The sequence below is a fragment of the Allomuricauda sp. M10 genome (genome assembly GCF_020782875.1).
Lineage (GTDB): Bacteria > Bacteroidota > Bacteroidia > Flavobacteriales > Flavobacteriaceae > Flagellimonas.
In genome coordinates this window covers 1,027,964-1,052,122 of the sequence record NZ_JAJGBN010000001.1, presented here as the reverse complement: position 1 = coordinate 1,052,122, position 24,159 = coordinate 1,027,964, and the positions used below count along the sequence as shown (strand labels likewise).

Genomic DNA, 24,159 nt, shown 5'->3' with positions numbered 1-24,159 from the left:
CATTGAATGCAGTTTGATGTTGTTGTACTGACGGACCACAGGTACGTAGCCCCAGAAAAACGCACACCCTACGTGGAAAATGTACTATTGGAAGACCGCTTAGTTGTTGAAGCCTTGCAAGAAGAAGGATTGAAGGTGACCCGTGTTTCTTGGGACGATGCAGCATTTGATTGGTCCAGTACCAAATTGGCCGTGTTCCGAACCACTTGGGATTATTTTGATCGGTTCGAAGAATTTTCAAAATGGTTCAGAACCGCAAGTCAACAGACTCAATTTATCAATTCCAAAAAGTTGATTGATTGGAACATTGACAAGCACTATCTAAAAGATCTCTCGGAAGCGGGCGTGACCATTCCCAAGACCTTTTTTGTGGAAAAAGGAACCCAAACAACTTTACATAACGCTTTCTCCGAAGCCACGGACCGTTTTGGATTTAGAAAAGATACTTTCGTGGTAAAACCATGTGTGTCCGGTGCAGCTAGACACACCTACAAAATCAAAAAGGAGGCGATTGCTGATCATGAAACAATCTTTCAACAATTGATTTCCCAAGAGGCCATGATACTCCAAGAGTTTCAGGAAAACATTGTTTCCGAAGGGGAAATTTCGATGATGTTGTTCAATGGGGAATTCACCCATGCCGTGCTTAAAATTGCCAAGCCAGGGGATTTTCGGGTGCAGGATGATTTTGGGGGCAGTGTACATGAATACCACCCTTCAGAAGATCAGATTGCGTTTGCCCAAAAAGTGGTAAATGCTGCTCCGGAACTTCCGGTTTATGCACGAGTGGATATGTTCAAGGACAACGATGGGAATTGGGCCTTGGCCGAATTGGAGATTTTTGAGCCTGAGCTGTGGTTCCGACGTAATCCGTCAGCCGCGAAAAAGCTGGCCAGAGCCATAAAGGATACTTGTTTGTCTAATCAAATCTAGTCGTTTGAGTGTCTCTAAAATTATAACTGATTCAAAATGAAAAAATTAACCCTTCTATTATTAAGTATTGGCTTAGCATGTACCGCCCAACAGAAAACAACGGGTAAGCTAGTGGCTTTGGATGATGCATTTTATGACTACATGGATAAAGATGCCAAAATAGAATTGCTCGCCGAAGGTTTTATATGGTCCGAAGGTCCCGTTTGGGTGAAAGAAGGTGGGTTCCTCCTATTTTCGGACGCTCCGCAAAATACTATTTTTAAATGGGCAGAAAACGAATGGGTCACACCATTTTTAAAACCTTCCGGCTACACAGGAATACTCCCATACAGTAAGGAACCCGGCAGCAATGGCCTTATCATCAATAACAACGGGGAACTGGTGGCCTGTGAACACGGTGACCGAAGAATATCGCGGATGCCGCTTTCCATCGGCGGAAAAATGACTATTGCAGATACATGGAACGGCAAGCGTTTCAATAGTCCCAACGATATTGTACAGGCCTCCAACGGGGTGTATTATTTTACAGATCCACCTTATGGCCTTCCAGAGCTTGAAAATTCCGAAACGCGCGAAATGGATGTATTTGGCGTCTATAAAATAAATGTTGATGGCAAGGTTGATTTGGTTGTAGGCAATCTTTCACGTCCAAATGGACTTGCGCTGTCCCCTGACGAAAAAATACTCTATGTGAATCAATCCGACAACAATGCTCCCTATATCATGGCTTACAACATTAAAGATGATGGTTCATTAGATGCAGGCACTATATTCTTTGATGCCTCTGCACTGCGAAAAGAAGGTTTGGTAGGTTCTTTGGATGGCATTAAGGTCGCCAAGGATGGGACCATTTTTTCCACGGGACCCGGTGGCCTTCTGATCATTACCCCCAAAGGAAAGCTTTTGGGACGAATTGAAACAGGACAACGGACGGCCAACTGCGCTTGGGGTAATGATGGTTCAGTCCTTTATCTGACCGCCCACAATTTCTTGATGCGAATCCAGACCAAAACAGTGGGGAACGGATTTTGAATCGTTATCCAGTAATCTGCCGTTTCAATTCCTCCATGGATTGTTGCAACTGTTTCAACAAACCAGTTTCAGTGGTTGCATCAATATTAAAAGTAAGCTTGCTGCTCACTTCCCAAATTTCCTGAATCTGGAAGGGCTTGATCTCGTAAGGAGGATAAATCTCATTCAAGGACACCAACGTAATGTTGTTGGAATTGGGCTTCCGCTCAATCTTTTTCACCATAACGGAATCCTGTAAAACCACTACATACATTTTATTGGGGCTCACATGGTCAATATGCTCAACGGCCCGGGCCAACACCCAATCATTGGGTCTTAAATTGGGCAGCATACTGTCTCCTTCCACTTGAAAACCTCGGTATGTCGCATTGCGGAATTCTGGAATGGGAAGATCAAAGGCCGGAAGTTGTCGGTACCAACTGGTATCTGAAATATTTTGGGGATACCCTGCAGCTGCCTTGGCATTCACCAAGACCATGTTGTCATTATCGGAATTGTCCACGGTGACCACTTTGGGGATTACACTGGTCTTGGACGTATCCAAATGTTTTTGATCACTTTCCCCGAACAACCACAGCGGATTGATTTTGAATTGTTTTAAAAGTTCGGAGACCACTTTTCCAGAAAGTTTGGTTCTACCCCGTTCAATATCGGCGGTGGTGTTCTTCACCCCCAACAAATCGGCAAACTCCGCTTGGGTATAGCCCAACTCGCGTCGGATATCGGTAAAGCGTTTTAATGTCAGTTCATTTTCCATTTCTGCATTTTTGTGTCACTTCGAGCGCAGTCGAGAAGTTATTGACCTTCATCTTACATTAGGTCTCGACTGTGCTCGACCTGACATCGCTTTCCAAATATAACCAATTTGGATTATTTCCAAAACTTTTTATGGATTATTTCCATTTATTGGATTATTTCCATATTTTTGATTGGAATATTTCCGAGTTATGGACTTTGATAGAGTACGCGAAAAATTGAACATACTGGCCGATGCGGCAAAATACGATGTTTCCTGCGCCAGTAGCGGAAGTGACCGAACCAACAAAACAAAGGGGTTGGGCAATGCTTCCAAAATGGGTATTTGCCATAGCTACACCGAGGACGGGCGCTGTATCTCCCTGTTGAAAATCCTGTTGACCAATCATTGTATTTATGATTGTGCGTATTGTGTTACCCGCAAGAGCAATGATATTCAAAGGGCCGCTTTTAAGATTCAGGAGGTGGTAGATTTGACCATCAACTTTTACAGAAGAAATTATATTGAAGGATTGTTTTTGAGTTCCGGCATCTTTAAAAATGCGGATTACACCATGGAACGCTTGGTTGCCGTCGCGAAGAAACTAAGGGAAGAGGAAAATTTCAACGGGTACATTCATTTGAAATCCATTCCAGGGGCAAGTGACGAACTCATGTTTGAAGCCGGATTATACGCAGACCGACTTTCCGTGAACATTGAGGTACCCACTATATCCGGACTGAAACTATTAGCTCCCGAGAAAAAGCACGAGGACTTTACCAAACCCATGTTGAAGGTGAAAAATGAAATCGTGCGGTACCAGGCGGAACGAAAAATCATCAAGAGCACACCTAAATATGCCCCTGCCGGACAAAGCACCCAAATGATCGTGGGCGCTTCCGGGGAAACGGACAAGGATATCATGTACTCCGCCACCTATTATTATAAAACCTACCAAATGCGAAGGGTGTATTATTCTGGTTACGTGCCTGTTGCTGATGATGCCCGTTTGCCGGCCATTGGCTCGCAGGTTCCCATGTTACGGGAAAATCGATTGTACCAAACCGATTGGTTGTTGCGCTTTTATGGTTTTGCCGTGAACGAAATTTTGAACCATGAGCATCCCAACCTGGATATGGAGGTGGACCCCAAACTTTCATGGGCATTGCGCAACCTACACCATTTTCCAGTGGATGTGAACACGGCGGACAAACGTCTTTTGGCTCGTATTCCGGGGATAGGGATGCAGTCCGTTCAAAAAATCATGGACTCCCGAAAATTTAGAAGATTGAACTGGGACCATCTCAAGAAAATCGGGGTGGCCCTCAACCGTGCCCAATATTTTATGGTGTGCGATTCCCGTCATTGGGAGCGTCGCGACTTGGATGCGGAGAAAATCAAGGGGATGATCTTGCAGACTTCGTCTGGCAAGTTTCGGAACCAATACAGTGCACAATTATCATTGTTCAATTAACAATAAACAATGAGCAATTAGCAATGAACAACTGTGTCATTTCGAACGAATGTGAGAAATCTAGATTTCTCAGTCGCACTCCTTCGAAATGACATCAAAAACTAAAACACAAGCGTTATGAATGCTTCAACAACCTTAATGTACGATGGCAGCTTCAACGGTTTTCTCACGGCCGTATTCGTTGCTTTTGATGAAAAGATATCCGTGGCCGATATCCAAAAGAATGGTCGTTGCCAAAATGGACTGTTTTCTGAAACGGAGACCATTTTCACCCATGTGGAAAAAGCCAAACGCGTTTGGAACGGTATCCGTAACAAGAGCCACAATGCCATTTCCAATGTGTATTTTGCTTTTTTGAGTGAAACAGAAGGTGTGGAAATGTTGCTTTTTGATTACATCCAAAAATTGATGCGCGTCCAAAACGGCAAGTATCTGGATTATTCGGATAGCACGGTTTTGCACATCAGTCAATTGGCGCGAAAGGTGGGGCGTGAAAAACACCGCATGGAGGCTTTTGTGCGGTTCCAGTTGACCAAGGATGATATCTATTTTGCCAACATTGAACCCGATTTTGATGTACTGCCCCTTATTTCCAAGCATTTTCGGGACCGCTACACCGACCAGCAATGGCTGATTTATGATGTAAAGCGCAAGTATGGCATCTATTACAACTTGGATCATGTGGAAATGGTGTCCCTCAACCTAAAGGACATCCACCACAACAAAACCCATAAAAGTGATGCCTTTGTAAATGGGGAATACGAATACCAGACCCTGTGGAACGATTATTTTAAAAGTACCGGAATCCTATCCCGGATCAACCCCAAATTACATACGCAACATGTGCCCAAACGCTATTGGAAGTACCTTTCAGAAAAAAAAGCAGGTTAGGCAACGTAATCCCGATGTGGCTAAGATTTAGCCCAGGTGTACAACAGGGCGCCCTGAGCGAAGTCGAAGGGTGAGCGAGAAAAAGGAGGCGGTTTAGATATATAGTTAACAAAGTTGTTAAGAATCATTTCTTGAGTTAATCTTTTAAGCTCGATTTTTAATCAAACAAAAAATGGTAATTAACAACCCTATAACTTGTCCAAATCGTTGAAATAGTGAAAAGATTGTTTTTGCTAAATATCAAATTCGACTTCGTAAATGTCTATCTTCCACGTATCAAAACAAATTTGTCACCCAAAAAGACAATGAATGAAAGAAGGGCAAAGACTTTGGACACGAAATGAATTGATTTTAGCAATAAATCTGTATTGCAAATTACCATTTGGCAGATTACATAAAACCAACCCCGAAGTCATACATCTTGCTAATTTGATAAATAGGACACCTAGTTCCATAGCTTATAAATTAGTAAATTTTGCAAGTCTTGATCCAAGTTTAAAGGCAAGAGGAATTAAAGGAGCCTCAAATACAAGCAAACTTGATAGGGAAGTTTGGAATGAGTATTACACCAATTGGGAAGAACTACCCTATGAGAGTGAGAAACTTCGGTCCAAAATAGAAAACAAACCCATTGAACGGCTCAATAACATAAGTGAAGTACTCTTACCAAAAGCAGGAATAACCAGAGAACGGGTGATAAAAGCTAGGATTAATCAATCATTTTTCTGAAGCTCAATATTAGCTTCATACAATTACACTTGTTGTATTACTGGTTTAAAAAATCCAGAACTTTTAATTGCCGGTCATATTAAACCATGGAGCGAAGATGAGAAAAACAGGCTCAATCCTCGTAATGGAATTGCTATTAATGGTTTACACGATAAAGCTTTTGAGAATGGATTGATGACGATAACCCCGGACTATAAAATCAAAGTTTCGGAGCAACTTTTGAAAGAGAAAGACCAAAGTGCCATCGAAAATTTCTTCATAAGATATGATGGCAAGGAGATTTTTTTACCTTCAAAGTTCCTTCCAGATGTAAACTTCCTAATATATCATAACAATGTACGCTTCAAAAAATAATCTGAAATTTGAGTATCTATATCGAGATGCAGGGAATTACAAACAGTTTGGGGAATTGGTTTTCAGCAATCCAAATAATCTAAGTGCAGAAGAAGCAGATTTGAAATTAAGAGCTAAACTTATAGATAAAGAATATTTTTATCCATCTCAAGTTGGTGTTCCGAAATTTGACCAAAGTGACTTTGAATTTGATTCAGAATGGTATGAATTCAGCAGATTTTCCTTGACAAATCAAAACCTAACCGAAAGCATAAGTATTGAAACTTTTATTTCAAATTTTTAATGCTCTATGCTAAAAAGCAAAAAATTGAACATCCTATTTTAAGACTTAAAAATCACTTCCCCTTCTCCCCCACAAAATAATCGCTCTTGTTTTTAAAGAGTACATTAAAACTGGTCAAACTGCCATAAATGCGGGTAATGTATTGTTGTAGATCAATTTTATCCTGATCGTCCAGATTGCTGCTGTTGATCTTTTGTTCCATCACACGGATACGGTCGCGCACCATCACAATCTTATGAAAAAAGGTTTCGATGGGCATTTCCTTGTTCTGGGTGGCATCCCCGGGGTCCAAAATCAGTTTGCCGCCCTTCCATTTATCCGCAATGGCCACTTTTTCATGAGTGTCGCTCCACTTTTCCAAAATCTGCACCAAAGAACGCTCAATATCAAAAAAGCTCACGGAATCCACTTCGCCCTCTACCCCTTCGATGACTTCAAATTCGGAGTCCAAATCAATGGTCTCCAATCCGTTTTCCAAAAAAGTTACCCAATAATGCTTTGATGATACGTTCGTTACCACACCTTTACCATATTCAGGGTGGTCAATGCGGGAGCCAATGCCCAATAGTTTCATAATTTTCTGTTTGTATGGTCAAATCAAGTGCAGTTGGGATCCATGGTAAATGCACCTCTCTCCTGCGCTCGAAGTGATAGATGATATAGCACCAAAAATAAGCTATCGTTTAAAATAACGAAAAGCAAACCTCCTTCTTTTTTACGTGTCAAATCCCTACTTTTGAAGCTTTGCTATGATTTATGGTCAACTACGAAGAACATATTGAGGTCAAGGGTGCCCGGGTACACAACCTGAAAAATATTGATGTCACCATTCCACGTGAAAAACTCGTAGTGATCACTGGACTATCAGGCAGTGGAAAGTCCTCTTTGGCGTTTGATACGATCTATGCCGAAGGCCAACGCCGTTACATTGAAACCTTTTCTGCCTACGCACGGCAATTTTTGGGTGGTTTGGAACGACCCGATGTGGACAAGATCGATGGATTATCTCCAGTTATCGCCATAGAACAAAAAACCACCTCCAAATCCCCAAGATCTACAGTAGGCACCATCACCGAAGTCTACGATTTTCTTCGACTGTTGTTTGCTCGTGCCGGGGATGCCTACAGTTACAATACGGGAGAAAAGATGATAAGCTACAGTGATGAACAAATCAAGAAATTGATCATTTCATCCTACCTCGATAAAAAAATAAATGTGTTGGCCCCGATCATCAAATCCAGAAAAGGGCACTATCGGGAACTGTTCGAGCAAATTGCCAAGCAAGGTTTTGTGAAAGTTCGGGTTGATGGTGAGATCATGGACATTACCAAGGGCATGAAGGTGGACCGTTACAAGACCCACGATATTGAAATAGTTATAGACCGTTTAAAAGTTTCGGATACCGAGGATTTCCACAAACGCCTGACCGAAACGATCAATACCGCCATGTACAGCGGTGAAAACGTACTGATGGTATTGGAAGAAGGCGAGTCGGTACCACGTTATTTCAGTCGGGATTTGATGTGTCCTTCAACAGGTATCTCCTATCCCACTCCAGAACCCAATACGTTTTCCTTCAACTCACCAAAAGGCATGTGCCCAGAGTGTAGCGGATTAGGGCATGTGTACGAAGTGAACGTGCAAAAAATCATGCCCAACCCCAAAATCTCCATCAAGGCAGGTGGTTTGGCACCTTTAGGCGAATACAAAAAATCTTGGGCCTTCAAGCAGCTGGAGACCATTGCACAGCGGTATAATTTTGACCTTTCTGACGCCATTGAAAAAATCCCAGAGGAAGCTATGGAAGTTATTCTATACGGTGGCAAGGAAAGCTTTGAGGTCGATTCCAAATCCCTTGGGGTAAAACGGCAGTATAAGATTGAATATGAAGGCATTGCCAATTTCATAAAAACCCAGTTCGAGCAGGCAGAATCCACATCCATCCAAAGGTGGGCAAAGGATTTTATGGACAAAGTGAAATGCCCATCTTGCCATGGAGCTAGGTTGCGGCAAGAATCCTTGTATTTTAAGATCGGGGAAAAGAACATTGCCGAACTGGCCCATATGGACATTACCGAGTTGGCTTCTTTCTTTCAACAGCTTGAAGATACGTTGGAGGGAGATCAAAAGATCATAGCTGAAGAAATCATCAAGGAAATCAAAGCTCGAATCGGCTTTTTGTTGGATGTAGGATTGGATTATCTGTCCTTGGACAGAAGCTCCAAATCCCTTTCTGGCGGTGAGGCGCAACGCATCCGATTGGCGACCCAAATTGGTTCCCAATTAGTTGGAGTTCTCTACATTTTGGACGAGCCCAGCATTGGTTTGCATCAACGCGACAATGAACGCTTGATCCATTCATTGGAATCACTTCGGGATATTGGCAACTCCGTGATTGTGGTGGAACACGACCGCGATATGATCGAACGTGCCGACCACGTCATCGATATCGGTCCAAGGGCCGGAAAACATGGGGGTGAGATCATTTCCGAAGGAAGTCCACAAGAATTGAAAGACCATCATACCCTAACCGCACAATACATCACGGGAGAGTTGGAAATTCCTGTTCCAAATGAACGAAGAAAAGGTACCGGTAAAAAAATCGTCCTTTCCGGCTGTACGGGTAACAATTTGAAAGATGTGACCGTTGAATTCCCATTGGGAAAACTTATCGGAGTAACGGGTGTATCCGGAAGTGGCAAATCCACTTTGGTGAACGAGACCCTCTACCCCATCATGAACGCGCACTACTTCAACGGGGTAAAAAAACCCATGCCGTACAAAAAAATCAAGGGGTTAGAAAATATTGATAAAGTCATCGACATCAACCAATCCCCCATCGGCCGAACGCCAAGATCAAATCCAGCTACATACACCGGAGTTTTTAGTGAAATACGAAATCTTTTCGCTAAGACCACCGAGGCAACCATCCGTGGATATAAACCGGGACGGTTCAGTTTCAATGTGGCAGGCGGACGATGCGAAACTTGCCAAGGTGGTGGTCTTAAAGTCATCGAAATGAACTTTTTGCCCGATGTGTATGTGGAATGTGAAACCTGTAACGGGAAACGTTTCAATAGGGAAACCTTAGAAATCCGATACAAAGGAAAATCCATTTCGGATGTGCTGGAAATGACCATTAACGAAGCCGTAGACTTTTTCGAGAACATTCCGAAGATCCACAGAAAGCTGAAAACAATAAAAGATGTGGGATTGGGTTATATATCATTGGGGCAACAGTCCACCACCCTTTCCGGGGGCGAGGCGCAACGGGTAAAACTGGCAACCGAATTATCCAAGCGCGATACCGGAAACACATTTTATATCCTCGACGAACCGACCACTGGGCTACATTTTGAAGACATTCGGGTACTTATGGAAGTGCTCAATCAACTGGTGGACAAAGGCAACACCATTTTGGTGATCGAACACAACTTGGATGTCATAAAAATGGTGGATTACATCATCGACATCGGGTACGAAGGAGGAAGAGGTGGAGGAATGGTCGTGGCAACCGGAACCCCGGAAGAAGTAGCCAAGGACAAGAAAAGTTACACGGCCAAGTTTTTGAAGAAAGAATTAGAGAACGCCAAGCAAAAAATTGCAAGGGCCATATAAAAATACTGAACAATGCAAATGCGAAAAGAACAACATTCCAAAGAATGGAATGAGATAAAAACCAATGACTCTTGGGCCATTTTCAAGATCATGGGCGAATTTGTGAACGGGTTTGAAAAAATGAGCGCCATTGGTCCATGTGTATCCATTTTTGGATCGGCAAGGGTTAGGCCCGGTAACAAATACTATGAATTAGCTGTGAACATTTCCAAGCGGATTGCGGAAGCGGGCTACGGTATCATCACCGGTGGCGGCCCCGGAATCATGGAAGCGGGGAATAGAGGTGCCAATCTTGCAGGAGGGACTTCCGTGGGACTGAACATTGACCTTCCGTTTGAACAGCATGACAATCCCTATATTGACGATGACAAAAGCCTTGACTTTGATTATTTCTTCGTCAGGAAAGTGATGTTCGTAAAATATTCCCAAGGATTTGTGGTGATGCCGGGCGGTTTTGGAACCTTGGACGAGCTTTTTGAGGCCATTACTTTGATCCAAACCCATAAGATCCATACGTTCCCGATTATTTTGGTCGGAACCGATTTTTGGCAAGGACTCATTGATTGGGTGAAAAATACCATGTTGGAAGCCGGCAACATCAGTCCTAGAGATCTAGACCTGGTCAAAGTGGTGGACACTGAAGACGAGGTCGTTGAAATCATAGACGCTTTTTACAAGGGCAGAACGCTTAGTCCGAACTTTTAATCGAGTCTATTTTGATGTTTCGCCGCGTTCCATATCAGGTTGTTTTGCTTTTTTTTCTTGTGTTCTCCTCACTTTGGGGTCAGCATAAGAATGAAATTGTGGCAACCATAGATGGCCCCAGCAATCAAATTAGGATTAAACAGAAGTTCACTTATGTGAACCATTCCACCAGTGGGCTATCTTCTCTTTATTTCAATGATTGGAACCATGCTTATTCCAATAAGAACACCGCTTTGGCCAAACGTTTTGCCGAAGAATTCAACCGAGGGCTCCATTTGGCCAAGGATCGTGAAAGAGGACAGACCACAATCATGTCCATCGTGGACCAGAACTATACCGGGCTCAATTGGGAAAGGGTCGGCAACCGCGATTTGATTGCCATAACCCTGAACGACATTTTACGTCCCGGGGAATCGGTGGAACTTTTCCTTACCTATACCATCAAATTGCCCAATGCCAAATTTACGGGTTATGGTGCCGTGGACGGTGGAGGATATAACCTAAAGGATTGGTACCTCTCTCCTGCCGTTTTTGATGGGTATTGGCGCCTTTACGACAACAAGAACCTGGATGACCTGTACACCGACGTTACGGAAACCTCCATCAATCTGACCTTTCCTGAACGGCTTTATTTGGCTTCCAATTACAGGCAATCCATAGTTTCACAATTTCCAGGCGGACAGCATATTCAACTCTTTGGTGACAAGAGAAAAAACTGTGAAATCCTACTTTCCACCCAAAAAACGTTCACCAAACATGTCATGGGACCAATGACGGTAACCACTGATATTGAGTCGAACAAATATGATGAGATATCCCAAGGGATTTCCATCAACCGGGTTGTAGATTTCTTGGAAGAGAATTTGGGCAGATATCCCCATGAAAATTTGTTGGTCAGCGAATATGACTACAACAAATCCCCGCTATATGGAATCGGGCAACTACCCTCCTTCATTAGACCATACGAAGAACAGTTCCAATTTGAGATGAAATTCCTGAAAACTGCCATTCGCAGCTATTTGAGGGAAACCCTTTTTCTGGATCCGCGCCAAGAGCGCTGGGTTAACGATGCCATCGGTTATTACCTGATGATCCACTATGTGGAAGATCATTATCCCGATCAAAAACTGGCTGGTAAACTCTCCAAAATTTGGGGGATTAAAAATTTTCATTTTGCCCAAATGGACTTTAATGAACAGTATGCCTTGTTCAGTATGGTTTCAGCGAGAAAAAATATTGATCAGGCCTTGACAACCAGCAACGATTCCCTAATCAAGTTCAACGAAAAAATCGCAAATGGCTATAAGGCTGGTTTGGGCATGTCCTACCTTTCCAATTATCTGGGGGAACATAAAATAGATAGTAGCATCATCGACTTTTATAAAAACTTCAAGCTAAGACAGCATGTTTCCTCGTTGGATTTTGAAAACACGATCAAGGCTCGTTCTGAAAAGGACATCGATTGGTTTTTTGACGAATATGTTTCCACGGACAAGAAGATAGATTTCAAGATCAAGAAAATTACCAAGACCGATGATTCCATTTCCTTGGTCATAAAGAACAAACGGGGCACCAATGTTCCTATCTCCCTTTTCGGGCTTCAGAAAGATTCGGTCATTTCCCACTATTGGTTCACAGGCATAGATTCTACCAAAACGGTTACCCTTCCCAGAAACGGTGAAGACCGAATGGTATTGAATTACGATCAAAAAATCCCGGAATTCAATCAACGGGACAACTGGAAGACATTGAATGGTTTCCTATCGAGCAACAAGAAACTTAAATTCCAGTTTTTCAAGGATACGGAAGATCCTTACTACAACCAGGTTTTTTATGTTCCGGTAGCCAATTTCAACATTTACGATGGTATTACGCCAGGGTTAAGGCTGTACAACAAAACCTTTTTGGAGCGGCAGTTTTTGTATGACATTTCCCCAACCTATTCCTTCCTGGAACATACTTTGGTGGGCAAGGCAGGTTTCCGATACCGGAAATACCATAAGAAAACGGGATTGTACGTAACAGATTTTTCGTTTGCTGGTTCCACCTCACACTTTCAGGAAAATTCGCGTTTCTCTACTTTGACCCCTGCCGTAACCTTTGGTTGGCGACCCAATGATTTATTGTCCAACCGTAGGCAATATTTGATGTTCCGCTATCGCAACGTTTTCCGAAGTGTGGATGCCGCATTAGAGGACCAAATTGACACTGATCCCAATTACGGGGTAATGAATGCCCGGTTTACGGATGTGGACAACAATATCCTGAACTATCTTTCGTGGTCATTGGATGCCCAGCATTCCAATGATTTTTCAAAACTGGCCTTTGAAATGGAATACAGAAAACTATTCCAAAGCAACAGGCAATTGAACCTACGATTTTATGCAGGTAAGTTTTTACGGAATAATACGGCATCCGATTTCTTCAGTTTTGCATTGGACCGTCCAACGGATTACATGTTCGATCTGGCTTATTTAGGAAGGTCCGAAAGTTCTGGATTGTACAGTCAACAGATCATCATTGCCGAAGGTGGATTTAAATCCAAATTGGAAAATCCGTTTGCCAACGATTGGATGGCTACCACCAATGCCAGTGCCAACATTTGGAGATGGATTGAAGCATATGGCGATATTGGCTTCTTAAAAAGCAAGGGGGGCGACTCCCGTTTTGTCTATGATTCGGGGGTGCGATTGAATTTGGTCACCGATTACTTTGAATTGTACTTCCCTGTTTACTCCAATCGCGGATGGGAAATCGGCCAAGATGATTATGGCCAACGCATCCGGTTTATTGTCACTATCAGCCCCAAAACCTTGGTGGGCCTATTTACGCGAAAATGGTTCTGATTTATCATTTTGATAAATTGAAAGTTTCGAAATAGCAATTTTTTAAATTTTTTGTTCCAAAATCACAATAATGTTATTGAATTGATATTTTATTAACATGAGCTGATATTGCCGAATTGTACGTATTTTAGTAATTTCGCAGAAATCGATATTAGCCCATGAAACCTGACCCGAGTACCAGCAGCGATATTTCCTTCGAAGACTTTCGATCACAGATTCTTCAGGATTATGAAATAGCCGTTACCAGTAGGGAATGTAGTTTGTTGGGTCGCCGTGAAGTACTCTCCGGAAAGGCCAAATTCGGGATTTTTGGGGATGGAAAGGAACTTCCACAGCTTGCCATGGCCAGGGCTTTTCAAGATGGGGATTTTAGAAGTGGCTACTACAGGGACCAGACTTTTATGATGGCCTTGGACTACTTGAGCCCAAAACAGTTTTTTCACGGACTATACGCCACTACCGACATCAACAAAGACCCCATGAGTGCCGGAAGGCAAATGGGCGGTCATTTTGTTACCCATAGCCTAAATGAGGACGGCACCTGGAAAGATCTCACCAAACAAAAGAACAGTAGCGCGGACATTTCCTGTACCGCAGGGCAAATGCCTCGACTATTGGGTCTTGCGCAGGCCTCCAAAATATATAGAAACGTAAAGGAAATAGACCAGACCAACTTTTCCAACAATGGAAACGAAGTGGCTTGGGGCACCATTGGCAATGCCAGCACCAGTGAAGGTCACTTTTTTGAGGTGATCAATGCCGCCGGGGTAATGCAGGTCCCCATGGTCATCTGCATTTGGGATGATGAATACGGCATTTCGGTACCATCGGAATTCCATACCACCAAAGGTGACATTTCCGAAGCATTAAGTGGATTGCAGCGAGATGAGGAAACCAAGGGGTATGAAATCCTAAAAGTAAAAGGATGGGACTATACCGCCCTGATCCATGCGTTTGAAAATGCTTCTGATATTGCAAGGGAGGAACACGTCCCCGTAATGATACATGTTACCGAACTGACCCAACCACAAGGGCATTCCACCTCTGGTTCACATGAACGGTACAAATCTGCCGAAAGATTGGAATGGGAAAAGGAACACGATTGCAACAAACAGTTCAGGGAATGGATTCTGGAGAACGGTATCAGCTCCGAGGAAGATCTCAAAAAATTGGAACGTGACATTAAGCACAAGGTAAGGACTGCTAAAAAAGAAGCATGGTCCGAGTTCCTTAAACCTCATTTGGAAGCCAAAAAGCAATTGGTGCAATTATTGGATCAAGCGGCAAGCAAAAGTCCGAACAGGGCCTTTATCACCAAAATAAAGAATGACTTGATTGCCATTGAAGAGCCATTGAAAAAGGATTTGGCAAGCAAATCCCGACATGCCCTTCGTTTTCTATTGGGAGAAAACAGCTCAGAAAAAAATCAATTACAAAATTGGGTGTCCAACTTTTTAGACACCAACGAGCCCAAATACAGTTCCCATTTATATAGCGAATTGGAAAATAGGGCCACCAATATACCGGCTGTAGTCCCCACCTACTCCAACAATACCGAAGAAGTAGATGGAAGGATCATTCTCAGGGATAATTTTGAAGCTTTGTTCGAAAAATATCCTGAGGCCTTGGTTTTTGGCGAGGATACCGGAAATATTGGAGATGTGAACCAAGGCCTTGAAGGGCTTCAAAAGAAATTCGGTGAACTTAGGGTTGCCGATACAGGAATCCGTGAAACAAGCATCATTGGTCAAGGTATCGGGATGGCGCTACGTGGACTGCGACCAATAGCCGAAATTCAATATTTGGATTATATCCTGTATGCCATCCAAACATTGAGTGACGACCTTGCTACCTTAATGTACCGAACCGTGGGCAAGCAAAAAGCGCCACTCATTGTGCGTACCAGAGGACACCGGCTGGAAGGCATTTGGCATTCCGGATCACCCATGGGAGGCTTGATTCATCTGCTTAGGGGCATGTACATTCTCGCTCCAAGGAACATGACACAGGCAGCTGGTTTTTACAACACCCTTTTGAAGAGTGATGAACCTGCCTTGATCATTGAAAGTCTTAACGGGTACCGATTGAAAGAGAAATTACCTTCCAATTTGGGCGAGTTCTGCACCCCAATAGGAAAGGTTGAAACCTTAAAACAAGGTTCGGACATTACCTTGGTTTCCTACGGTTCCACTTTGCGGATCGTTGAGAAAGTAGCCCAGGAACTTCTTGAAGTGGGCATTGATGCCGAAGTCATCGATGCGCAAACTTTATTGCCATTCGATTTGGATCATGATGTAGTGAAAAGTCTTCAAAAAACGAACCGCCTTTTGGTTATTGATGAGGATGTTCCCGGCGGGTGTTCTGCGTATTTGATGCAAGAAATTGTAGAAAAACAGGAAGGTTACAAATATTTGGATAGCGCGCCACAAACGCTGGCATCAAAGGCGCATCGCCCAGCATATGCCACAGATGGGGATTATTTTTCAAAACCGAATGCTGAGGATATTTTCGAGAAGGTTTATGCCATCATGCACGAAGTGGACCCGAAATCATATCCAAAACTGAGATGACTTTAAAAAATGCGTCAACCCAAAATCGCTTTTCATGAAGTAATGTTGCGTTTTTTGAAACATTATTAATAATTTCACGGTAACTAAATCCCCCATGAATGAAAAATAACACGCTTATACACCTTGGTCTGGCATTATTGCGAATCGTTCCTTCCGCATTCATGATGACCCATGGTTATCCCAAACTTATGAACTTGATTAACGGCAATACCGAATTTGCCAACCCTTTCGGTATTGGCCAGGCACCTACTTTGTTTTTGGCCGTTGTGGGTGAATTTATCTGTCCTATTTTAATGATTGTTGGCTTCAAGACCCGTTGGGCCGCTATCCCGACCGCTATCACTATGTTCGTTGCCGGATTTATGATCCATGGCGGCGATCCATTTGGAACAAAGGAAATGGCATTGCTTTACCTGACCGTTTTTGTGGTGATCATGTTATTGGGTCCTGGTAAATACAGCGTAGATAAAAAATAGGTCAAACAATCTGAATCAATAATTCTTTTAGCAGGTCCGCCTGTGCCATGTTATTGGCCCCTACTCCTTTGCTTTTAAGGTCCAAGTCCCTAAGATTGGAAATGATACCGCTCACCCTTTTCATGGGATAGTTTTTCGCGGCCACGGTAAACTCACTCACAAAATAGGGGTTTACACCCAATGCCTTGGCTACATTGCCGGGCGAGTGATCGTTCAATCCGTGATATTGTAGCAACTGGGTGAAGAAAGTGTTCAGCAAAGTGATGGTGACCACAAAAGGATTGTCCTTCGGATTCTGCGCAAAATAATCGATGATTCGCGATGCCTTTTTTACATCGCGTTCGCCAATGGCCTTCTTCAATTCAAAATTGTTGAAATCCTTACTGATTCCGATATGTTGTTCAATGATTTCCGCCGTGATTTCTGTTTCTTGAGGAACGACCAATGCAAGCTTATCCAGTTCATTACTGATTTTACTTAGGTCGGTTCCCAAAAATTCCACTAAGAGCACACAGGATTTGGGAGAAATTTTATAACCCTTGCCACTCAGAGTCCTTCGGATCCAATCGGCAACTTGGTTTTCATACAGTTTGTTGCTCTCAAAAAGTTCACCGTTCTTCTGAATGGCCTTGTATAGCTTCTTCCGCTTATCGAGCTTTTTATATTTAAAACAGATGACAAGAATTGTGGTCGGTTGGGGATTTTCCACATAGGAAATCAAGTTTTCAATGGTTCTGGAAAGGTGCTGCGCCTCCTTAACAATGACGACCTGATACTTCGCCATCATAGGAAAACGTTTTGCATTGGCCACTACACTTTCTAAAGTGGTGTCTTTTCCATAAAGTACCATTTGGTTGAAACCCTTTTCCTCTTCGGTCAGGACATTGTCCGCAATGTATTGTGATATCTTATCAATATAATAAGGTTCCTCTCCCATTAAAAAATAAATAGGTTTAGGGTTGCCCTTATTGATTTCCGCTACAATTTCCTTAACTCTTTCCATTCCAAAAAAAATCGTCATTTTTGCCCAATGCAGCCATTGAACTTTCCCAAATATGAGTTCCGAATCAAAAATAGCCAAAATAGGCAGTACATCTTTGACGGCATCCGTAAAAAATTTGTGGTACTGCAACCCGAAGAATGGGTACGCCAACACTTGCTCCATTTTTTGATCTTCACCAAAAATTTCCCCAAAAGTTTGATCAATGTGGAGAAACAATTGACCGTGAATTCCTTGAAAAAAAGGTATGATGTGGTGGTCTTCAACCCAGATGGATCTATTTTTTTATTGGTGGAATGTAAAGCCCCCGAAGTGAAGATTGACCAAAGTACTTTTGATCAGATTGCACGCTACAACTATCAATTAAAGGCCAATTTTCTTTTGGTAACCAACGGTTTGGAACATTATTGTTGTGAAATGGACCACGAGCATGAAAAATACAGGTTTTTAGAGGATATTCCTGATTTTAGCCGTTAATTTGCCTCCGTTTTGAAAATCGCCGTCGTCATACTCAATTGGAATGGGGAAGCCCTTTTGGAGCGGTTCCTACCTTCGGTCATGGAGCATTCCAAAGGCGCCGACATCTATGTGGTGGACAATGCCAGTACCGATGGTTCCGTGGAGTTTTTAAAACAACACTACCCTTCAGTTGGCATAGTACAAAACGACGTTAACGGTGGTTTTGCCAAAGGCTATAATGATGGGTTAAAGTGTATTGATGCCGATCTATTCTGTCTTTTGAATTCCGATGTGGAGGTGACCGAAAACTGGTTGGGACCCATCATAAAGGCCTTTGATAAAATTCCGGAAGCGGCCATCATTCAACCTAAAATATTGGACCTGAAACAAAAGGATCATTTTGAATACGCCGGTGCCGCAGGTGGTTTTATTGATATGTTGGGATACCCTTTTTGTAGGGGACGAATTTTTCAGTCCATTGAAAAGGACGAAGGCCAATACAATGATATAAAAGAAGTTTTCTGGGCCACCGGGGCGTGTATGTTCATCAAAAGTGAGGTATTTCGATCATTGAACGGTTTTGATGAGGACTATTTTGCCCATCAAGAAGAAATCGACCTTTGTTGGCGGGCCAAAAACGCTGGGCATAAGGTATTTTATGTGGGCCACAGCCATATTTATCATTTGGGAGGCTCTACCCTATCCAACATGAACCCAAAGAAAACCTTTCTCAATTTTAGGAATTCCCTGTTTTCCATCACCAAAAATTTGCCTCGCAAAAAAGCTTGGCCAATTGTACTGTTACGATTGTTGATGGATGGGATTGCCGCTGCGCGATTTATTTTCCAACTCAAATTCGACCATTGTTTGGCCATTCTCAAGGCACATCTGAGTTTTTATGCTAATTTTAGCAAAATGTACAAAAAGCGTGAAAAAGCTAATTTTTTATTAAAGTACTACCCGGTGACGTCCATAGTTTGGTCTTACTTCGTACATCATATAAAGAATTTTAACATTTTAGTAAAAGATTAACGATACCGAAATAGCGGAACTTTGGTTTTTCTATAATTTTGGTTTAGTTTTTGTAACATTGATTAATCTAACAATCCTTAAATTATATTCTGAACTATGAAAAAAATTTTTCTAGGAACATTGGCAATGTCAGTTCTATTAACCTCTTGTGTATCACAGAAGAAATATGCAGAACTGGAGGCCAAACAAAAAGAAACCCAAGATTTATTGAACTCTGCAACCGTTAAACTGAACGATTGTTTGGAAGACAAAGCCACTGCAGACGCCAAATTAAAAACCCTCGAAGATCAAAATGCCTTCTTGAAAGCCAACAACCAAGAGCTTATCAACAATATGGGCAACTTGACAACCCTTACCACAAAAGGTGCTGAAAACCTTGAAAAATCTTTGGAAAGCCTTAAAGAAAAAGACCTTACCATCAGAAAACTTCAAGATGCGGTTACCCGTAGGGACTCTGTTAACCTTTCTTTGGTGCAGAGCTTGAAAGGTGTACTTGGAAACTTGGATGACGAGGACATCGAGGTAAGTGTTGAAAAAGGTGTGGTATTCGTTTCCATCTCTGACAAATTGTTGTTCAGAAGCGGAAGCTACAACGTAACCGCAGCTGCCAAAGAAGTATTGGGCAAAGTTGCCAAAGTGGTGAACAACAAACCTGACTTCGAATTCATGGTAGAAGGTCACACAGACAACGTACCTTACAAGAGCGGAGTTCTTTTGGACAACTGGGATTTGAGTGCAAAACGTGCCACTTCAGTTGTTAGGATCCTTCAAAATGATTTTGGTGTAGATCCTGCTAGAATGACTGCTGCCGGACGTAGCTACTACATTCCTCTTGTGAGCAACGACACTTCTGCCAACAGGGCCAAAAACAGAAGAACCCGTATCGTGGTGCTTCCAAAAATCGATCAGTTCTATAACATGATCGAAGAAGGAATGAAAGATCCTGCTATCGGTGGTACTGGTAAATAAGAAATCGGTTCAAAAAATAAGAAGCGGCCTTTTCAGGCCGCTTTTTTTATTTTATAAAATATCGAGACTTCCCTTGCCTTCCCGAACCACAATCGGTTCTCCTTCGGAAAGGTCTATGACCGTGGAGGCCACATTATCTCCATAACCCCCGTCTATCACCACATCCACCAAGTTCTGCCATTTTTCATAAATCAGCTCGGGATCGGTGGTATATTCAATTATATCATCCTCATCATGTATGGAAGTGGAAACGATCGGATTGCCGAGTCCGGCCACCAAGGCCCTGGCTATATTGTTGTCAGGCACCCGGATACCTACTGTTTTCTTTTTCTTGAAATCCTTGGGAAGGTTGTTGTTCCCAGGTAAAATAAAAGTGTACGGACCTGGAAGGGTTCTCTTTAAAATCTTAAAGGTGGAAGAATCGATTTGGCGCACATAATCCGATAAATTGCTGAGGTCCGCACAAACGAAGGACCAGTTCGCCTTCTCCAATTTGATGCCCTTAATCCTGGCCAAGCGTTCCAATGCCTTGGTATTGGTGATATCGCACCCTAAACCGTAAACGGTATCCGTTGGATATATGACCAACCCGCCTTTTCGTAGTACATTCACTACCTTCTCCACCTGACGGGGATTAGGGTTCTCTTCGTATAATTTGATCAATTCTGCCATTTCCTTCTCAAGGGAAAGATTATCTACTTTCCAACATACCAAGTTACTAAAGATTCATCGGACAAGTGCATAAACGGGCACAAAACCATGATGGACTCCCAATTTTTTCTTAATGCTGCAACCTTGATGTTGACTCGGCATCTATGCATTAAAAAAGCCGATTGGTCAACTCAAATGGCCGATTGGTAGATTGCTATACAACATGTATTTGTAAAACTTACAATTTTGCAACACAGTCCATAATTAGACATCAATCAAATGAGACTTAGCCAATTCCCCATTCTTTCTATTTGTAGCCTGGTATTACTTTCTACTTCTTGCACCCGTAAAAGCAACATACGGGAGTTTACCAATGGTGAAGAAATCATCACTTCCTTGGACAGCTTGTTCACCAAGCTTGAAACTATCAGCTCAAGACCGAATCCCAATTCGGAAGCCATAGTAGAAATCAACGAAAAAATTAGGCGGACCATTGAGCATATCGGTTCGGAAAAATTGTTGGCAGAAATCGAAACCAATTATAAGGCAAAAAAGCATGCTTTTTCATTTACTTTTTCTGCAGATAAAAAGATTGCAGTGTTTTCATGGGTTACCCGTTTGGAAAATTCCGGAAATCGGATCAAGAACATTGCCTTGTACCAATCCAATGATAAAATGGTACCCACCTCTTTGTATGGTACCCCGATCATCTACAATGGCATCCATCAAATCGAAACCTATGACGGCACCACTCTATACCTGTTACAAGGTCAGGACAGTCTTCAACAGAAAATGTTCTACCGGGTGAATGCCTATTTGCTCAAAAACGGGTATTTGGAAGAAACCCCAGCCTTTCCCAATAATGAAACATTCATTGCCACGAATGGTTATGCCAGTTCCTCCAAAATGGGCCCTTCTTGTAGCATCAAAATAGCTATGAAGGGACTTAAGATACAAGTGCAGAACCCATTGGACAGTTCTTTAGCACAAAATACCCTCAGCTTTGACGGAAAGAAGTACGTTTACGACAACTAATTGAACTGATCTCTTTAAGGTCGAATATAAAAGCCAAAGTCGTCCAAAACCATCACGCCAAGCGAATCTTTATCAAAAACCAGTTGAATTTCTCTTAGCTTATCCAACTCAATACTGTCATTCTTTTGTTTGAAAAGTGAAATAGGTACATAGCAGCTCTTTAACTGGATTTCAGATTCCTGACCCATCATTTCCTTGTCCATAAACTTGAATTTGGTAAACTTGGATTTGATTGTTTTCGGTAGCACATTGGAGGTTGCAACATCTGCCGTAGCCTTTCTACCCAAACTATCGGTGAGCACCACACTAAAGTTAAAACCTTGATCGGGCAATTTTTCCTTTTTCTTTTTATCCGATTTGATTTTCAACTCGGAAAGATTACCCAACGCCAATGAAAGGGCCAAGGTATCCGCATTTTCAAAATGCTTCAAGGTATCTGGTAACATGATGGTATAGCGGGGCAATGAATCGGTATTTGCACTTTTTCCATATTTCCATCCCAATACCAAGGCACTGTTTTGTTGGCTTCCACCATCCCTAGCCTTCAGTTGTTCTTCCCGCCAAACTTTAAAATTTTCCGCCTTGATCTGGATTCCCATTTTTGAGGAAGCCACATCCATATCTTCCTCAAAATCCAATAAAATCTTTTTGGAAGTATCTTCGTATTGAGAAAAATAATCTTCTTTAGGCAGCCAGTCCCCTGCCAATTCCGCATTTTTAAAAATGGGAAGGTAGGATTGGTTTCCTTTCAAAACGGCTTCCACAAAGGCACTTACATATACTTTGGCCACATGTTGTTGCTCCTCACCGGTAACCAATGGCTTCAAATTCAACAGCCATTCCGTGGGCGCACCAAAATCGGACCTGCCCCAAGTTGTATTGAACTGACCATGATTGGCATGGTTCATATACAAACCTGCTTTGAATCCGGTAAAATCTTCGGAGAATTTTAATCGGTGGTAGGGCCGCATACCCCAAAAACTGGTTTCATCAGAATCCCAGGCACCTTGAAGCGACAAATAGTTGATGTCTTCCAACTCCATTTCCCTGTCATATCGATAATCGGTCGGAGCTACGGTGATGACACCTTTAATCCCAAATCCGAAATCAAATTTTTCGTTCGCATTGTCCGGAAAACGGTTCAATTTATTGAAAGCCGCAGCAATGGAAACGGCTTCACCTCCGCGGGAATGCCCAATCAAGACAATATTGTCCATATCCACTTTTTTCTTCAAATCTGGGTTGGCGCCTGTGTTCCATTGGTTCCAAAGTTCCAAATGCTTTAGGAGCAACCAACCGCGAACCGGCATTTCCTTACCCCTAAAATCGCCAGACCAGTGCGAGTTGATGAAATTTTCATCCACAGAGACAACAATAGTACCCCGACTTGCCAACAATTCACCCAAATAGACATACCCGGCATCCGAAAAATCGATCATACTGTGATTGCCATGCACTACCAAAACCAGTGGAAAGGGGCCTTCTCCCTTGGGCATATACACCCTGCCATTCAACGGGAAATCTTTCACTCCGAATCCCCAGAATTTTTCGCGCCATTTTTTCTTTTTATCCTTCCAATCCGGAAGTAATAATGAAGCATCCACTGTTGGGGTCTTTATTTTTACACCTTCCGCATATTCGGGTCGTTGTTGGTCCGTTCCACTACCATAAGTAAAGGTTTCCACCTCAAAAGCACCAGGGGAAGATGGATCATCAAATCCTTTCTCCTTCAAAGTAGTCACTGCTACTTCAGACATTTCTTCATCGGTATCTTTGCTGAAAGGATCTCCTTCCAAAGCTGAAAAACCAAATACCCCGGTGGCAGCCAAAACCAAGGCGCCAACTATCATAATGGCACCCCACTTGGTATTGGTCTTCGCAAGAATTTTCCAAATACCCCAAATCAACAATCCACAACAGATCAATGCGAAAATGGCAAGCGGATAAAACAAGGAAGCAGGCCACCTAAAGGCATACATCCGCATGAGGTATAAGGCCGTGAATCCTGTCAACAAGGTGGCATAAACCGATGCTGGAATCTTACCCAACAACGGTATTAATTTGGAAAATATAATTCTCAGAAGAAATAAGAGCAGTATTCCGATGAGCAGCCCCATTAAAAGAGTGGCCCATGCAGGGAAACCAATTTCAAAATAATATCCGGATATACCGAAAAGAAGCAATACCACAAGTGCCACGGATAGGAACAAGGGTTGGAGGAACAGTTTTTTCATAAGGTCGGTCAGTTGGTTCAAATGCAAAGTAGCTTTGAATTTAAACATTTTTTACCACCTTATGATTTGCACTGGATGGTTTTTGGACTTTGACAATGCAAACAGGAAATGATCATGGGAACGAAGTTGAAA

Annotated in this window: 21 protein-coding genes; 16 read left to right on the top strand and 5 right to left on the bottom strand. The window is 42.6% G+C overall.

What is annotated here, in order from left to right; all coding sequences use genetic code 11:
- The first annotated feature begins 6 nt into the window (after window positions 1-6).
- Complete coding sequence (locus LKX84_RS05060) at window positions 7-933, top strand: RimK family alpha-L-glutamate ligase (RefSeq protein WP_228236022.1); 927 nt, start codon at window positions 7-9, stop codon at window positions 931-933.
- 36 nt (window positions 934-969) lie between these two features.
- The gene (locus tag LKX84_RS05055) at window positions 970-1,965 is read left to right on the top strand and encodes an SMP-30/gluconolactonase/LRE family protein (RefSeq protein WP_228236021.1); all 996 of its coding nucleotides are present in this window, start codon (window positions 970-972) and stop codon (window positions 1,963-1,965) included.
- Window positions 1,966-1,969: 4 nt separating this feature from the next.
- On the opposite strand, the gene LKX84_RS05050 is transcribed toward LKX84_RS05055, so the two are convergent.
- On the bottom strand, window positions 1,970-2,722 hold the full coding sequence (locus LKX84_RS05050; protein ID WP_228236020.1) for an XRE family transcriptional regulator: 753 nt from the start codon (window positions 2,720-2,722) through the stop codon (window positions 1,970-1,972).
- A gap of 190 nt (window positions 2,723-2,912) precedes the next feature.
- On the opposite strand from LKX84_RS05050, the gene LKX84_RS05045 reads away from it, so the two are divergent.
- The 5 genes from LKX84_RS05045 (at window position 2,913) to LKX84_RS05030 (ending at window position 6,432) form a co-directional block, all read left to right on the top strand.
- A complete protein-coding gene (locus LKX84_RS05045; RefSeq protein WP_228236019.1) occupies window positions 2,913-4,175 on the top strand; it encodes a putative DNA modification/repair radical SAM protein in 1,263 nt (420 codons plus the stop codon).
- A 117-nt stretch (window positions 4,176-4,292) separates the two neighbouring features.
- On the top strand, window positions 4,293-5,066 hold the full coding sequence (locus LKX84_RS05040) for a TIGR03915 family putative DNA repair protein (RefSeq protein ID WP_228236018.1): 774 nt from the start codon (window positions 4,293-4,295) through the stop codon (window positions 5,064-5,066).
- Between the two features lie 309 nt (window positions 5,067-5,375).
- The gene (locus tag LKX84_RS05035; RefSeq protein ID WP_228236017.1) at window positions 5,376-5,795 is read left to right on the top strand and encodes a hypothetical protein; all 420 of its coding nucleotides are present in this window, start codon (window positions 5,376-5,378) and stop codon (window positions 5,793-5,795) included.
- 6 nt (window positions 5,796-5,801) lie between these two features.
- Window positions 5,802-6,149 carry an HNH endonuclease gene (locus LKX84_RS18015; RefSeq protein ID WP_410548869.1) on the top strand — a complete coding sequence of 116 codons (348 nt, stop codon included), beginning with the start codon at window positions 5,802-5,804 and terminating at the stop codon, window positions 6,147-6,149.
- A complete protein-coding gene (locus LKX84_RS05030; protein ID WP_228236016.1) occupies window positions 6,130-6,432 on the top strand; it encodes a hypothetical protein in 303 nt (100 codons plus the stop codon). The genes LKX84_RS18015 and LKX84_RS05030 overlap by 20 nt, the downstream gene beginning before the upstream one ends.
- Before the next feature lie 52 nt (window positions 6,433-6,484).
- Here LKX84_RS05030 and LKX84_RS05025 read toward each other — a convergent pair whose 3' ends face one another.
- Window positions 6,485-7,006, bottom strand: a complete 522-nt coding sequence (locus tag LKX84_RS05025) for a hypothetical protein (RefSeq protein WP_228236015.1) — start codon at window positions 7,004-7,006, stop codon at window positions 6,485-6,487.
- A gap of 182 nt (window positions 7,007-7,188) precedes the next feature.
- On the opposite strand from LKX84_RS05025, the gene uvrA reads away from it, so the two are divergent.
- The 5 genes from uvrA to LKX84_RS05000 all read left to right on the top strand — a co-directional run bounded on the left by uvrA (window position 7,189) and on the right by LKX84_RS05000 (window position 16,647).
- A complete protein-coding gene (gene uvrA, locus LKX84_RS05020) occupies window positions 7,189-10,050 on the top strand; it encodes an excinuclease ABC subunit UvrA (protein ID WP_228236014.1) in 2,862 nt (953 codons plus the stop codon).
- 18 nt (window positions 10,051-10,068) lie between these two features.
- Window positions 10,069-10,755, top strand: coding sequence for a TIGR00730 family Rossman fold protein (locus LKX84_RS05015; protein WP_228236089.1), 687 nt, complete (start codon window positions 10,069-10,071; stop codon window positions 10,753-10,755).
- 44 nt (window positions 10,756-10,799) lie between these two features.
- Window positions 10,800-13,601, top strand: a complete 2,802-nt coding sequence (locus LKX84_RS05010) for a metalloprotease (protein WP_317206455.1) — start codon at window positions 10,800-10,802, stop codon at window positions 13,599-13,601.
- A gap of 158 nt (window positions 13,602-13,759) precedes the next feature.
- Window positions 13,760-16,171, top strand: a complete 2,412-nt coding sequence (locus tag LKX84_RS05005) for a thiamine pyrophosphate-dependent enzyme (RefSeq protein WP_228236012.1) — start codon at window positions 13,760-13,762, stop codon at window positions 16,169-16,171.
- A gap of 98 nt (window positions 16,172-16,269) precedes the next feature.
- A complete protein-coding gene (locus LKX84_RS05000) occupies window positions 16,270-16,647 on the top strand; it encodes a DoxX family protein (protein WP_228236011.1) in 378 nt (125 codons plus the stop codon).
- A gap of 1 nt (window position 16,648) precedes the next feature.
- Here LKX84_RS05000 and holA read toward each other — a convergent pair whose 3' ends face one another.
- A complete protein-coding gene (gene holA, locus LKX84_RS04995) occupies window positions 16,649-17,650 on the bottom strand; it encodes a DNA polymerase III subunit delta (protein WP_228236088.1) in 1,002 nt (333 codons plus the stop codon).
- Between the two features lie 27 nt (window positions 17,651-17,677).
- Here holA and LKX84_RS04990 point away from each other — a divergent pair, with 27 nt between their 5' ends.
- The 3 genes from LKX84_RS04990 (at window position 17,678) to LKX84_RS04980 (ending at window position 20,107) form a co-directional block, all read left to right on the top strand.
- The gene (locus tag LKX84_RS04990) at window positions 17,678-18,124 is read left to right on the top strand and encodes a type I restriction enzyme HsdR N-terminal domain-containing protein (RefSeq protein WP_228236010.1); all 447 of its coding nucleotides are present in this window, start codon (window positions 17,678-17,680) and stop codon (window positions 18,122-18,124) included.
- Window positions 18,125-18,136: 12 nt separating this feature from the next.
- Window positions 18,137-19,138 (top strand): glycosyltransferase family 2 protein, encoded by a 1,002-nt coding sequence (locus LKX84_RS04985; RefSeq protein WP_228236009.1) that lies wholly within the window; start codon window positions 18,137-18,139, stop codon window positions 19,136-19,138.
- 96 nt (window positions 19,139-19,234) lie between these two features.
- Window positions 19,235-20,107 carry an OmpA family protein gene (locus tag LKX84_RS04980; RefSeq protein ID WP_228236008.1) on the top strand — a complete coding sequence of 291 codons (873 nt, stop codon included), beginning with the start codon at window positions 19,235-19,237 and terminating at the stop codon, window positions 20,105-20,107.
- Between the two features lie 51 nt (window positions 20,108-20,158).
- Here the strand turns inward: LKX84_RS04980 and LKX84_RS04975 are convergent, their stop codons facing one another.
- Entirely contained in the window at window positions 20,159-20,779 is a 621-nt protein-coding gene (locus LKX84_RS04975; protein ID WP_228236087.1) for an L-threonylcarbamoyladenylate synthase, read from the bottom strand.
- 258 nt (window positions 20,780-21,037) lie between these two features.
- Between LKX84_RS04975 and LKX84_RS04970 the strand changes: the two genes are divergently transcribed.
- Window positions 21,038-21,793 (top strand): hypothetical protein, encoded by a 756-nt coding sequence (locus tag LKX84_RS04970; protein ID WP_228236007.1) that lies wholly within the window; start codon window positions 21,038-21,040, stop codon window positions 21,791-21,793.
- A gap of 14 nt (window positions 21,794-21,807) precedes the next feature.
- Here the strand turns inward: LKX84_RS04970 and LKX84_RS04965 are convergent, their stop codons facing one another.
- On the bottom strand, window positions 21,808-24,075 hold the full coding sequence (locus LKX84_RS04965) for a hypothetical protein (RefSeq protein ID WP_228236006.1): 2,268 nt from the start codon (window positions 24,073-24,075) through the stop codon (window positions 21,808-21,810).
- Between the last annotated feature and the right edge of the window lie 84 nt (window positions 24,076-24,159).

Bases quoted from the DNA above. Each gene is read 5' to 3' on its own strand.
- LKX84_RS05060 (WP_228236022.1), top strand. From the start codon at position 7: ATGCAGTTTGATGTTGTTGTACTGACGGACCACAGGTACGTAGCCCCA.
- LKX84_RS05055 (WP_228236021.1), top strand. From the start codon at position 970: ATGAAAAAATTAACCCTTCTATTATTAAGTATTGGCTTAGCATGTACC.
- LKX84_RS05050 (WP_228236020.1), bottom strand. From the start codon at position 2,722: ATGGAAAATGAACTGACATTAAAACGCTTTACCGATATCCGACGCGAG.
- LKX84_RS05045 (WP_228236019.1), top strand. From the start codon at position 2,913: ATGGACTTTGATAGAGTACGCGAAAAATTGAACATACTGGCCGATGCG.
- LKX84_RS05040 (WP_228236018.1), top strand. From the start codon at position 4,293: ATGAATGCTTCAACAACCTTAATGTACGATGGCAGCTTCAACGGTTTT.
- LKX84_RS05035 (WP_228236017.1), top strand. From the start codon at position 5,376: ATGAAAGAAGGGCAAAGACTTTGGACACGAAATGAATTGATTTTAGCA.
- LKX84_RS05030 (WP_228236016.1), top strand. From the start codon at position 6,130: ATGTACGCTTCAAAAAATAATCTGAAATTTGAGTATCTATATCGAGAT.
- LKX84_RS05025 (WP_228236015.1), bottom strand. From the start codon at position 7,006: ATGAAACTATTGGGCATTGGCTCCCGCATTGACCACCCTGAATATGGT.
- uvrA (WP_228236014.1), top strand. From the start codon at position 7,189: ATGGTCAACTACGAAGAACATATTGAGGTCAAGGGTGCCCGGGTACAC.
- LKX84_RS05015 (WP_228236089.1), top strand. From the start codon at position 10,069: ATGCGAAAAGAACAACATTCCAAAGAATGGAATGAGATAAAAACCAAT.
- LKX84_RS05005 (WP_228236012.1), top strand. From the start codon at position 13,760: ATGAAACCTGACCCGAGTACCAGCAGCGATATTTCCTTCGAAGACTTT.
- LKX84_RS05000 (WP_228236011.1), top strand. From the start codon at position 16,270: ATGAAAAATAACACGCTTATACACCTTGGTCTGGCATTATTGCGAATC.
- holA (WP_228236088.1), bottom strand. From the start codon at position 17,650: ATGGAAAGAGTTAAGGAAATTGTAGCGGAAATCAATAAGGGCAACCCT.
- LKX84_RS04990 (WP_228236010.1), top strand. From the start codon at position 17,678: ATGCAGCCATTGAACTTTCCCAAATATGAGTTCCGAATCAAAAATAGC.
- LKX84_RS04980 (WP_228236008.1), top strand. From the start codon at position 19,235: ATGAAAAAAATTTTTCTAGGAACATTGGCAATGTCAGTTCTATTAACC.
- LKX84_RS04975 (WP_228236087.1), bottom strand. From the start codon at position 20,779: ATGGCAGAATTGATCAAATTATACGAAGAGAACCCTAATCCCCGTCAG.
- LKX84_RS04970 (WP_228236007.1), top strand. From the start codon at position 21,038: ATGAGACTTAGCCAATTCCCCATTCTTTCTATTTGTAGCCTGGTATTA.
- LKX84_RS04965 (WP_228236006.1), bottom strand. From the start codon at position 24,075: ATGTTTAAATTCAAAGCTACTTTGCATTTGAACCAACTGACCGACCTT.